Origin of the sequence: Saccharopolyspora terrae (assembly GCF_004348435.1) — a bacterium.
In the GTDB taxonomy this organism is placed as follows: Bacteria; Actinomycetota; Actinomycetes; order Mycobacteriales; family Pseudonocardiaceae; genus Saccharopolyspora; species Saccharopolyspora endophytica.
Window position 1 is genome coordinate 26,587 of sequence record NZ_SMKS01000058.1, and the last position, 10,874, is coordinate 37,460.

Here is a 10,874-nt window from a genome sequence, read left to right on the forward strand (position 1 = left end):
CGCTCACCGCCCGGCCGCGTCGATGGCGCGGGCGTTGTCGGAATCGCTGCGCTCGTAGGTCTTCGCGGCCGCCGCCAGCGATTCGCCGTGCGCCGTCGCCTCGTCGCTCCACGTCGTGAGCGCGCGCTGCCAGCTCTGGGCGACCCGGGTGGCCGAGCCCTCGCTCTTCCCGCCGGGGAGAGCTTCGGCGATGTCGGCCGCCGGTTCGCCGAGCTCGATCCGCGCCGCCTGCTCTCCGGCGAGGTCCGCGCTGCGCCCCGCCTGGTGCAGCGCTTCCGGTTCCGCCCTCAACCCCATGTCAGCCTCCGCGAGCCCACCAGTTCGATGCGGGAGCCTAGCCCGCTGATCATCGGTTCGATGGGGGTTCCGGCGATCCGGTTCCCGCCGATGCGGCTCGCGCAGGTCAGCGGGGTAGCCTGCCGGTCGTGACCGCTTCGTTGGACCTCACGTCGGACCCCGTCGAGCTGACCGCCGCGCTGGTGGACATCCCCAGCGTGTCCGGGTCGGAGAAGAACATCGCGGACGCGGTGGAGGAGGCGCTGCGCGCGCAGGCCCCGCACCTGGAGGTGGTCCGCAACGGCGACGCCGTGCTGGCGCGCACCCACCTCGGCCGCGACACCCGCGTCGTGCTGGCGGGGCACCTCGACACCGTGCCGATCAACGACAACCTGCCTTCCCGGCGCACCGGATCCGGTGACGACGAGCTGCTGCACGGTTGCGGCACCACCGACATGAAGAGCGGCGACGCCGTGATGCTGCACCTGGCGGCGACGCTCACCGAACCGCGTCACGACCTGACCTTCGTGTTCTACGACTGCGAGGAGATCGAGGCCGAGCGCAACGGCCTCGGCCGCATCGAGCGCGAGCTGCCGGAATGGCTCGACGGCGATCTGGCGGTGGTGTGCGAGCCGTCCAACGCGGCGATCGAGGCGGGCTGCCAGGGCACCATCCGCGTCGAGGTCCGCACCACCGGCACCCGCGCGCACACCGCCCGCGCCTGGATGGGGGAGAACGCCATCCACGCGGCGCAGCCGATCCTGCAGCGGCTGGTGGACCACGCGCCGCGCAACCCGGTGATCGACGGGCTCCAGTACCGCGAGGGGCTGCAGGCAGTGAAGATCACCGGCGGTATCGCGGGCAACGTCGTCCCGGACTCCTGCGTGGTCACCGTCAACCACCGCTTCGCCCCCGACAAGTCCGCCGAGCAGGCCGAGGCCGAGCTGCGGGAGCTGTTCTCCGGCTACGAGGTCGTGGTCACCGACCTGTCAGCGGGCGCCCTCCCGGGTCTCACGTCGCCGGCCGCCGCGCAGCTGGTCGAGGCGTCGAAGTCCGAGCCGGTCGCCAAGCTCGGCTGGACCGACGTCGCCCGCTTCGCCGCCCGAGGCCTCCCCGCGGTCAACTTCGGCCCGGGCAACCCCACCCTCGCCCACACCCAGCAAGAACACGTCCGCGCAGCCGAGATCCACCACTGCGCCAACACCCTCCACCGCTTCCTCTCCTAACCCCGATCCCCCACCTGGCCACAACCGGATCACGGCCGTGTTCGGGTCCCGGATTACGGCGGTGTTCCGTTCCCGGGCACGGTGTTGGTCCGGTTGGTGGCGGATTACGGCCGTGATCAGGCCTCCGAATACGGCCGTAATCCGGGTTGGTCCCCGATTACGCCGGTAATCGGGGACCCGATTACCGGCGTAATCGGGTCACCCCCGCTGGGGTTGAGGGGTCAGGCTGTGCCCAGGACCCCGGTGTCGGCTGGTTCTTCCGTGGCGCGTTGCTTGGGGAGGGCCGGCGCGGGGGTGGGTTCTTCCGCGAGTTCGGCGGCCCGGCGTTCGGCTTCGGTGAGTTCTGGGGCTTCGGTGAGCTCCGAGGTCTCCGGTTCTTCTGGTTCTTCCGCGGGAGTGTGGGGTTTTTCGGCGGCTGGTTGGTGGATGCGGTCGACGAACTGCAGGAGTTCCACCGGGAACGGGAGGACCAGGGTCGAGTTCTTCTCAGCCGCGACCTCGACGACCGTCTCCAGGAGCCGCAGCTGCAGCGCGGCCGGGGTGTCGGCCATGACGTGCGCGGCGTCGGAGAGCTTGCGGGAGGCCTGGTACTCGCCGTCCGCGGAGATCACCCGCGAGCGGCGCTCGCGCTCGGCTTCGGCCTGGCGGGCGATGGAGCGCTTCATCGACTCCGGCAGCGAGACGTCCTTGATCTCCACCCGGTCGATGTGCACGCCCCAGCCCAGCGCCGGGCTGTCGATCATCAGCTCCAGGCCCTGGTTGAGCCGTTCGCGGTTGGACAGCAGGTCGTCGAGGTCGCTCTTGCCGATGATCGACCGCAGCGAGGTCTGCGCGACCTGGCCCACGGCGAACAGGTAGTCCTCGACGTTGACCACGGCGCGCGCGGCGTCCTCGACCCGGAAGTAGACCACCGCGTCCACCCGGACCGTGACGTTGTCGCGCGTGATGCCCTCCTGCGCGGGCACGGGCATCGTGACGATCTGCAGGTTGACCTTCTGCAGCCGGTCCACCGCGGGAATGATCATGGTGATCCCAGGTCCGCGGGTGCGTTCCTGCAGCCGACCGAAGCGGAACACCACGCCCCGCTCGTACTGCTTGACGACCTTGGCGCTCGCGGCGACGCAGACGACACCGACCACGAGGATTGCGATGAGCAGTTCGATGAGCATGACCGGCTCCCGGGCTCGCGGAGGAACGGCCCGACGGCGCCCGAACGCCTGCGTAGATCGCGGAGCAGATCTGCGTGTCGCGCCCGGCTCGCGTCGCCGGCGCCGCTAGATCTTTTCTTTCGATCGTACGCCGCGAGACCGCCCTGTGAATCCCCCGTGAACAGGCATTTCACCCGGGCTGCGCAGCGGCGGGGCGGTTCGGAGAACGATCGGCGCGTGCGTAGGCTCGACGCCATGACAGTCGATGGCCAGTGGGGTGAACCCAACGGTGTGGAACGTCCGCACGAGAAGCAACGCGGCCCCGTGGTGCTGCGCCGCTCGCGGCTGAGCGAGCCGACCACCACCGACCAGCGCCTGCTGGACTCCAGAGGTCCCTCCGACTGGGTGCACACCGACCCGTGGCGGGTGCTGCGCATCCAGGCCGAGTTCGTCGAGGGCTTCGGCGCGCTCGCCGAGGTGCCGCGCGCGGTCACCGTCTTCGGTTCCGCCCGCACCCCGAGGGAACACCCCGAGTACGCCGCCGGCGTGGAGCTGGGCCGGGCGCTCGCGGGCATCGGCTGCGCGGCCATCACCGGCGGCGGTCCCGGCACGATGGAGGCCGTCAACCGCGGCGCCTCGGAGGCCGGTGGCCTGTCGATCGGGCTGGGCATCGAGCTGCCCTTCGAGCAGGGCCTGAACCCGTGGGTCGACCTGGGCGTCAACTTCCGGTACTTCTTCGTCCGCAAGACGATGTTCATGAAGTACGCGCAGGCGTTCATCTGCCTGCCAGGCGGCTTCGGCACCATGGACGAGCTGTTCGAGGCGCTGACCCTGGTGCAGACCAAGAAGGTCACCAAGTTCCCGGTGGTGCTGTTCGGCAGCGACTACTGGCAGGGCCTGTACGACTGGATCCGGGACCGGATGCTCGAAGGCGGCAAGATCGGCGAGAAGGACATGTCGTTGCTGCACGTCACCGACGACATCGACGACGCGGTGTCGATCGTGCAGGAGGCGTACGGGGCGTGGGAGGCGGCGCATTGAGCACGGACGTTTCGGTCTGCGTCTACTGCGCGTCCGGGCCGGTGCCGCAGCACTACCTGGACCTGGCCGCCGAAGTGGGGCAGAAGATCGCCAAGCGCGGCTGGACCCTGGTCTCCGGTGGCGGCAAGGTCTCGATGATGGGTGAGATCGCCCGCGCCGTCCGCGCCGACGGCGGTCGCACCATCGGCGTCATCCCGCGCGCGCTGGTCGACCGCGAGGTCGGCGACACCGACTCCGACGAGCTGCTGGTCGTGGACACGATGCGCGAGCGCAAGGGCCTGATGGACGCCCACGCGAACGCGTTCCTGACGCTGCCCGGCGGCATCGGGACCTGCGAGGAGCTGTTCGAGATCTGGACCGCCCGCTACCTGGGCATGCACAGCAAGCCGGTGGTGCTGCTGGACCCCGACGGGCACTTCCAGGGCCTGCTGGACTGGCTCCACGGCATGGTGCGCACGGGTTTCGCCTCGCAGAGCTCGCTGGACGTGCTGACCGTGACCGCCGACGTCGACGAGGCGCTGGACGCCCTGGTCGCCTGAGCCGGATCAGGGCGCCCCGACCGCCGTGCGGATCAGGTGGGTGAGCGCCGGCAGCGGGATGTCCGGGCGGACTTCGCCGAGCACCGGCGCGAGCCGGATCCAGAACGACTGGACGCGGGGAGCGCTGGGCCGCTCGGTGGCCAGCTCGTCGACGAGCTCGGCGAGCCGCCACTTCGCCTCGTCGAGATCCAGGCTCGGTTCGGGGTGCTGGTCCAGGACCTCGACGAGCGAGTTCAGGTAGACGCGGATCTGGTCCAGGGCGGACATCTGGGCCGCGTGCTCGGAGTCGTCCCCGCGGTGCGGGGCGCTCCGGGCGAGCAGGCCGGCGCCGTTGGTCGTTTCGGCTTCGCGGTCGGCCACGGGTATCGGCTCCTGATGGGATCGGCCGGGGAGAGCAGGTCTCCGTTTCTCGATCTCCGAGTGTGCTCGGTTCAGCCGATCGGGAGCCTCCGTTCGGGTTCACGCCACCCGAACGGCCGACTCACGTTGTTGTGATTCACATCATGCGGGTCCTGATCGCGAAAGGACCTTGGTCCTCTTGTGTGGAGGCGGTGACAGTGCAGGGAAATATCCGTAGAGTCACTACCTGTGAAGGCTGATGCGCTCCGCGGCCACTTGGACGCCCTGCTCCTGGCCACCCTCGACGGCAAGGCGTTGCACGGTTACGCGATCATCGAGGCTTTGCAGGATCGCAGCGGTGGCGCCCTCGACCTGCCCACCGGCACGGTCTACCCGGCGCTGCGCAGACTCGAGCGAGCCGGATTCGTGCAGAGCTCCTGGAGCACCGTCGGCGGACGCCAGCGGCGCACGTACCGGCTCACCCAGGCGGGATCCCAGACCCTCCAGGCCGAACGCCGCGCCTGGCGGGAGTTCACCCACGCCATCGAAGGCGTCCTGACCGCCCCGGCCAAGACCTGACGACCGCCTGAGCGTCGGAGCCGACCGCCCCGCTCGCGCTCGGCTTCCGGCTCTCCGACGGACGGTCGGTGGGCCGTGCCACGATTGGTTCGTGGCTAGTGCGCTCATTTACCTGTTCGTGGTGCTGGCGGTCGCGGCCGTGGTGTACCTGCTGGCTTCGCTGGTCTTCGGGCGCGGCGAGCAGCTCGCGCCGTTGCCGCCCGGATCCACGCCCACCCGGCTGCCCTCCGCCGACGTCGAGGGCTCCGACGTGCGCGCGGTCCGGTTCCAGCAGGTCCTGCGGGGCTACAAGGTCACCGAGGTCGACTGGGTCCTGGACCGGCTGGCCGGAGAGCTCGACGAGCTGCACGGCCGGATCGCGGTCCTGGAGCGCCAGCTCGACGCCGCCGGGCAGGAGCTGGACAAGGCCCGCAGCGCGGTGACCGAGAGCGGTGCCGAGGATGAGTGAGGGCGCGGCGGTCATCGGCGAGGACGGCCGCGCGCGGTGCCCGTGGGGCGCCGGGCAGCCGGACTACATCGCCTACCACGACCAGGAGTGGGGCTTCCCGCTGCGCGGTGAACCGGAGCTCTACGAGCGGATCACCCTGGAGTCGTTCCAGTCCGGCCTGTCGTGGCTGACGATCCTGCGCAAGCGGCCCGCGTTCCGGGAGGCGTTCGCGGGCTTCGACCCGGCGGCCGTCGCCCGGTTCGGCGAGGACGACCGGCAGCGACTGCTCGGCGACGCCTCCATCGTCCGGAACCGGGCCAAGATCGACGCCGCCATCACCAACGCCCGCGCCGTCCTGGAGCTCGACCAGCCGCTGGACGACCTCCTGTGGTCGTTCGCCCCGCCGCCGCGCCCGGACTCCGAACGCCCGGTCAAGCTCGGCGACGTCCCCGCCATCACCGACGAGTCCAAGGCGATGGCCAAGGAGCTCAAGCGCCGCGGCTTCGTCTTCGTCGGCCCCACCACCTGCTACGCCCTCATGCAGGCCACCGGCATGGTCGACGACCACCTCAGGGACTGCTGGCGAACCTGACCCCCGGCGGTGACCCGATTTCAGTGGAAACCAGGTCCCGGACTTCAGCGGAAATCGGGTCACCACCGGTGGGTCGGCTGGTCAGCGACCGGTGAAGTTCGGGGTCCGCTTCTCGACGAAGGCGGCGACCGCTTCCTTGTGGTCGGCGGTGAGGCCGGCTTCGTTCTGGGCGCCCGCCTCGACGGCCAACGCCTCGTCGAGGGCCTCGGCGGAGGCGGCCTGGACGGCCTCCTTGATGCGCGCGTAGGCGAAGGTCGGGCCCGCCGCCATCCGGGTCGCCAGCTCCATCGCGACGGTCAGCGCGTCATCGACGACCTGGTTGACCATGCCGATGCGCAGCGCCTCGTCGGCGGGCACCGGCTGCGCCAGCAGCAGCATCTCCATCGCCCGGCCGTAGCCGATCAGCCGGGGAAGCGTCCAGGACGCGCCGGAGTCGGTCGACAGGCCGACGTTGGCGAAGGCCATCAGGAACTTCGAGCCGGTCGCGGCGATCCGCAGGTCGCTGGCGTAGGCCAGCGACGCGCCCGCGCCCGCGGCGGTGCCGTTCACGGCGGCGATCACGGGCTTGGGCATGGTCGCCAGCGCCTTGGTGATCGGGTTGTAGTGCTCCTCGACGGTCTTCAGCGGGCTCGGGTCGCCGGTGGACAGGAGCTCGATGTGCTCCTTGAGGTCCTGGCCCGCGCAGAACGCCTTGCCCGAGCCGGTGATCACCAGGGCTCGGACCGAGTCGTCCGCCGCGGCCTCGCGCAGGGCCGTCAGCAGCGCCTGCTTGAGCTCGATGTTGAGCGAGTTGAACGACTCAGGGCGGTTCAACGTGAGCAGCCGCACACCCGCGGTGTCCTCGGTCAGCAGTACGTCGGTCACTCCAAGCTCCTTGCCTTGACGTCCGTTGTGGCGGGTCGCGCGAGCACTTCCACTGTGGACCGCGCGGCCGGCGCGCCGTCCCGGGTGGACGGTGTCCCCGCTGGTCGACGGGATGGCCGCCGCGAGATCGGTGACACGCCGGAGCGAAACGACTCCTCACGGTGATCGCGGAAGCCTCCCGCGATGTGCCGAACGGCGTCGAAACACCCCACACGAACGGTGAGTCTGCCAGCCGTCGGCGATATTCGACCAGCGCACGGGCGACACGAGTTGATCGGTTCGGTTTCGTCCATGCCTCGGGATAGGGGAGAATGGGCGTGGACCCGAACTGGTTGTGGCGACCAGCGGGGGAAGATTTCACGGAGGGAGCACGCTATGGCGGCCATGAAGCCCCGGACCGGTGACGGTCCCCTCGAGGTGACTAAGGAGGGACGCGGCATCGTGATGCGCGTTCCGCTTGAGGGTGGTGGGCGGCTCGTCGTCGAGATGTCGGTCGAGGAGGCCAAGAACCTGGGCGACGCCCTGGAGTCGGCTACCGGCTGAGGCCGCCAGGCGGCCCGGGACGCGCTGCCGGCCGGTCCCCGGTCACGGCGCCTCCCGAGCCGAGGCGACAACTCATGATCACGTCGACGAGTGGCGAGAACGCTTCGCCGCTGTCGGGCCCCGGTGCCGAAGGCGGCGCCGGGGCCCTCGTCGGCACCAGTTCGAGTTCGCACGGCCCGGCCCGTGCAGGAAGGTCTTCTCGTGCCCGGTTCCTCCGTGTTCCGTTCCGCCCAGCCCGCCCGCGGGGTGGAGCCCGAGCTGCCCGTGATCCCGACCGCTCTGGTCGAAGTGGACGTGGTGCAGCGGTGGCGGGACGGAGTTCCAGGCGCGACGGCGGTCTTCGACGGCGAGGCCGGCCCGGACCTGGCCGCTGCGGCCGAACCGTTCTCTGTGGACGCCGAGGTGCTCACCGCGATCGGCGCGTCGGCGTCGGCCGGTGACGCGAAGGCGTTCCCGCTGCGCTCCGGCGGCACCGGCTGGGTCGTCGGCGTGGGTTCCGGCGAGCCGGTGAAGTGGCGCACCGCTGGTGCGGCGCTGGCCCGCTCGGTGCGCGACCGCCTCTCCAACGCCGTCGACGCCGAGTCCGAACCCGGCGATCTCGGCGAGGCGTCCGACGCCGACTACCTGCAGGTCCAGCTGCCCGACGACGCCGGTGACGAGCTGGTCGGCGAACTGACCCTCGGCCTGGCGCTGGGCGGTTACCGGTTCAAGGTGACCGCTGATGCCGCGCCGCCGCGCCTGCGCAAGGTCCTGCTGGTCGCGCCGGAGGGCGCCGACGTCGTCGCGCTGCGCGAAGCGGTGCGCCGCTCGCGCGAACTGGCGGCGGCCACCGCGCTGGCCCGCGACCTGGCCAACGCACCTTCCAACGTCAAGGACCCCGCCTGGTTCACCGGGCTGGCCGCTGAGCTCGCCGGTCCGGTCCCGAACCTGACCGCGACCGTGCGGGACGAGAAGTGGCTGGCCGACAACGGTTTCGGCGGCGTCCTCGCCGTCGGTGGCGGTTCGTCGCGCCCGCCGCGACTGCTCCAGCTCGACTACCGGCCGCAGGACGCGACCCGACCGCACCTGGTGCTGGTCGGCAAGGGCATCACCTTCGACACCGGCGGCATCTCGCTCAAGCCCGCCGAGGGCATGCACCTGATGCGCACCGACATGTCGGGTGGCGCGGCGGTCATCGGCGCGCTGCTGGCGATCGCCCGGCTCGGCCTGCCGGTGAAGGTGACCGGCCTGGTGCCCTCCGCCGAGAACCACGTCTCCGGAACCGCGTACCGGCCCGGCGACGTCGTGCGGCACTACGGCGGCAAGACCACCGAGGTCGGCAACACCGACGCCGAGGGGCGGATGGTGCTGGCCGATGCCATGGCCTACGCCGTCGACAAGCTCCAGCCCGATCTGCTGGTGGACGTCGCGACGCTGACCGGGGCGATGAAGGTCGCGCTCGGGCTGCGCACCGGTGGCCTGCTGGCCACCGACGACGAGCTGGCCGAGCGGATCACCGAGGCCGGCGCCCGGGTCGGCGAGACCTGGTGGCGGATGCCGCTGCTGGAGGACCACGCCGACGCCGTCGAGGGCTCGCTCTCCGACGTCAAGCAGACCCCTGCCGGTCCCGGTGGCATCACCGCCGCGCTGTTCCTGCGCGAGTTCACCAGCGGTACCCGCTGGGCGCACCTGGACATCGCGGGTCCCGCGCGGGCCGACAAGGACTACTCCGAGGTGACCGTCGGAGGTACGGGCTTCGCCGCCCGCACCCTCGCCGAGCTGGCCGCTTCGCTGGCCTGAGTCGCTCGCCACCGGTGATGACCGGCACGCTCGCGCGCGTCGGTGATCGGTCGGTGTTTAACGTCTAAACCATGGTGTCGGCTGGACGTTTGCGGAGGATCCGGTTCGCGCTGCTGCTCGGCGCGCTGGCCCTGTTCGCCCTGCTCTACGCGCCGCAGCCGGTGCTGCCGCAGCTGGCGGACGAGTACGGCCTGAGCCCGGGCGCGGCCGCGCTGCTGGTGTCGGCCGCGACGCTCGGTCTGGCGGTCTCGGCGATCCCGCTGGGCACGCTGTCGGAGGCGATCGGCCGCCGCCGCACCATGATCACGACGCTGGTCATCGCCGAAGCCCTCGGGCTCGTGCTGCCGTGGGTGCACTCGTTCCCGCTGATGGTCGGGCTCCGGCTGGTGCAGGGCGCGGCCATCGCCGGGCTCGCCGCCGTCGCGACCGCCTACCTGGCGGACGAGACCGGCGGCGTGCGGCTCGGCACCACCGTCGGCCTCTACGTCGCCGGGACCACCATCGGCGGCATGACCGGCCGGCTGCTCGGCGGCATCGTCGGCGACTTCTGGGGCTGGTCCGGCGGCGTGCTGGCGGTAGCCCTGCTCGCCGCCGCCTGCACCGTCGCGTTCGTCGTCCTGCTGCCGGCCGAACGGCACCACCAGCGACAACCGCTGCGGTGGAAACCGCTGCTCGGCGGCCTGAGCGCGGCGCTGCGCGACCCGGGTCTGTACCCGCCGTACCTGGTCGCGGCGCTGGGCATGGGCAGCTTCGTGACGGTCTACAACGTGCTCGGCTTCCGCATCACGGCACCGCCGCTGCTGCTGCCCCCGGCGCTGGCCGCGCTGGCGTTCCTCGCCTACGCGGCGGGGACCGTCACCTCGGCGCTGGCCGGGCGCGCGGCCGACCGCTGGGGGCGCGTGCGGGTGCTGCTGAGCAGTCTCGCGGTCACCGTCGCCGGGCTCCTGCTGATGCTGCCGGACTCGGTGCCGGTGATCCTGGTGGGACTCGTGATCTTCACCGGAGGCTTCTTCGGCGCGCACTCGGTCGCGAACGGCTGGGTCGGGACCAGGGCCTCCAAGCAGGCCCGAGGCCAGGCGTCCGCCCTCTACCAGCTCGCCTACTACGGCGGCAGCAGCATCGGCGGAGTCCTCGGCGGCATCGCCTACGGCGCCTGGGGCTGGTCCGGCATGACCCTCCTGCTCACGGCCTGGCTAGCCCTGGCAGCCGCCGCAGTCCTGTTCTCCCGCCCCAGCACCGCCCCACGCGGTTGACCCGATTTCAGTGGAAATCAGACCACCGATTTCCGCTGAAATCCGGACCTGGACTTCCACTGAAATCCCGGACCCCGCCCCAGGACCCCGATTTCCACTGAAACCAGGGTCCGGACTTCCACTGAAATCGGGAGCCGGATTTCCACTGAAATCGGGTTCAGTGGGACGGGTGTGCCCTGTGGGGAAGGGGAGGAGGGAGGGAAACGCCTGGTCAGGTGGCGTCTGTGTCGTACGGGGGGCGTTCGCCCGGGGAGAGGGGGCGTTCGGC

Annotated in this window: 13 protein-coding genes; 9 read left to right on the top strand and 4 right to left on the bottom strand. The window is 71.0% G+C overall.

The features are described 5' to 3' along the window. Window positions 1–3: 3 nt before the first annotated feature. Window positions 4–297: a hypothetical protein gene (locus E1181_RS24680; protein WP_132678283.1), complete on the bottom strand. Its 294-nt coding sequence runs from the start codon at window positions 295–297 to the stop codon at window positions 4–6. Between the two features lie 128 nt (window positions 298–425). Here E1181_RS24680 and dapE point away from each other — a divergent pair, with 128 nt between their 5' ends. Further along, window positions 426–1,502, top strand: a complete 1,077-nt coding sequence (gene dapE / locus E1181_RS24685; RefSeq protein ID WP_132678285.1) for a succinyl-diaminopimelate desuccinylase — start codon at window positions 426–428, stop codon at window positions 1,500–1,502. A gap of 221 nt (window positions 1,503–1,723) precedes the next feature. On the opposite strand, the gene E1181_RS24690 is transcribed toward dapE, so the two are convergent. Further along, window positions 1,724–2,671, bottom strand: coding sequence for a slipin family protein (locus E1181_RS24690; protein WP_235877014.1), 948 nt, complete (start codon window positions 2,669–2,671; stop codon window positions 1,724–1,726). A 234-nt stretch (window positions 2,672–2,905) separates the two neighbouring features. On the opposite strand from E1181_RS24690, the gene E1181_RS24695 reads away from it, so the two are divergent. Then, a complete protein-coding gene (locus E1181_RS24695) occupies window positions 2,906–3,691 on the top strand; it encodes an LOG family protein (RefSeq protein ID WP_132678286.1) in 786 nt (261 codons plus the stop codon). After that, window positions 3,688–4,230 carry an LOG family protein gene (locus E1181_RS24700; RefSeq protein ID WP_132678288.1) on the top strand — a complete coding sequence of 181 codons (543 nt, stop codon included), beginning with the start codon at window positions 3,688–3,690 and terminating at the stop codon, window positions 4,228–4,230. The genes E1181_RS24695 and E1181_RS24700 overlap by 4 nt, the downstream gene beginning before the upstream one ends. Window positions 4,231–4,236: 6 nt before the next feature. Here E1181_RS24700 and E1181_RS31565 read toward each other — a convergent pair whose 3' ends face one another. Then, window positions 4,237–4,590 carry a hypothetical protein gene (locus E1181_RS31565; protein ID WP_165944737.1) on the bottom strand — a complete coding sequence of 118 codons (354 nt, stop codon included), beginning with the start codon at window positions 4,588–4,590 and terminating at the stop codon, window positions 4,237–4,239. Window positions 4,591–4,818: 228 nt separating this feature from the next. On the opposite strand from E1181_RS31565, the gene E1181_RS24710 reads away from it, so the two are divergent. From E1181_RS24710 to E1181_RS24720, 3 genes are all read left to right on the top strand, one after another. Beyond that, window positions 4,819–5,148: a PadR family transcriptional regulator gene (locus E1181_RS24710; RefSeq protein ID WP_132619663.1), complete on the top strand. Its 330-nt coding sequence runs from the start codon at window positions 4,819–4,821 to the stop codon at window positions 5,146–5,148. A 91-nt stretch (window positions 5,149–5,239) separates the two neighbouring features. Next, complete coding sequence (locus E1181_RS24715) at window positions 5,240–5,596, top strand: DivIVA domain-containing protein (protein WP_132678290.1); 357 nt, start codon at window positions 5,240–5,242, stop codon at window positions 5,594–5,596. Beyond that, window positions 5,589–6,167: a DNA-3-methyladenine glycosylase I gene (locus tag E1181_RS24720; protein ID WP_132678291.1), complete on the top strand. Its 579-nt coding sequence runs from the start codon at window positions 5,589–5,591 to the stop codon at window positions 6,165–6,167. Before E1181_RS24715 ends, E1181_RS24720 begins: the two co-directional genes overlap by 8 nt. Window positions 6,168–6,248: 81 nt before the next feature. Here the strand turns inward: E1181_RS24720 and E1181_RS24725 are convergent, their stop codons facing one another. Further along, window positions 6,249–7,031, bottom strand: coding sequence for an enoyl-CoA hydratase-related protein (locus E1181_RS24725; RefSeq protein WP_132619669.1), 783 nt, complete (start codon window positions 7,029–7,031; stop codon window positions 6,249–6,251). 375 nt (window positions 7,032–7,406) lie between these two features. Here E1181_RS24725 and E1181_RS24730 point away from each other — a divergent pair, with 375 nt between their 5' ends. From E1181_RS24730 to E1181_RS24740, 3 genes are all read left to right on the top strand, one after another. Then, the gene (locus tag E1181_RS24730) at window positions 7,407–7,574 is read left to right on the top strand and encodes a DUF3117 domain-containing protein (protein WP_009949794.1); all 168 of its coding nucleotides are present in this window, start codon (window positions 7,407–7,409) and stop codon (window positions 7,572–7,574) included. A 216-nt stretch (window positions 7,575–7,790) separates the two neighbouring features. Beyond that, window positions 7,791–9,353, top strand: coding sequence for a leucyl aminopeptidase family protein (locus E1181_RS24735; protein ID WP_235877015.1), 1,563 nt, complete (start codon window positions 7,791–7,793; stop codon window positions 9,351–9,353). 71 nt (window positions 9,354–9,424) lie between these two features. Continuing rightward, window positions 9,425–10,606 (top strand): MFS transporter, encoded by a 1,182-nt coding sequence (locus tag E1181_RS24740; RefSeq protein WP_235877016.1) that lies wholly within the window; start codon window positions 9,425–9,427, stop codon window positions 10,604–10,606. Window positions 10,607–10,874 lie beyond the last annotated feature (268 nt).

Coding starts and splice junctions, on each gene's coding strand:
- E1181_RS24680 (WP_132678283.1), bottom strand. CDS start 297: ATGGGGTTGAGGGCGGAACCGGAAGCGCTGCACCAGGCGGGGCGCAGC.
- E1181_RS24690 (WP_235877014.1), bottom strand. CDS start 2,671: ATGCTCATCGAACTGCTCATCGCAATCCTCGTGGTCGGTGTCGTCTGC.
- E1181_RS24695 (WP_132678286.1), top strand. CDS start 2,906: ATGACAGTCGATGGCCAGTGGGGTGAACCCAACGGTGTGGAACGTCCG.
- E1181_RS24720 (WP_132678291.1), top strand. CDS start 5,589: ATGAGTGAGGGCGCGGCGGTCATCGGCGAGGACGGCCGCGCGCGGTGC.
- E1181_RS24730 (WP_009949794.1), top strand. CDS start 7,407: ATGGCGGCCATGAAGCCCCGGACCGGTGACGGTCCCCTCGAGGTGACT.
- E1181_RS24740 (WP_235877016.1), top strand. CDS start 9,425: ATGGTGTCGGCTGGACGTTTGCGGAGGATCCGGTTCGCGCTGCTGCTC.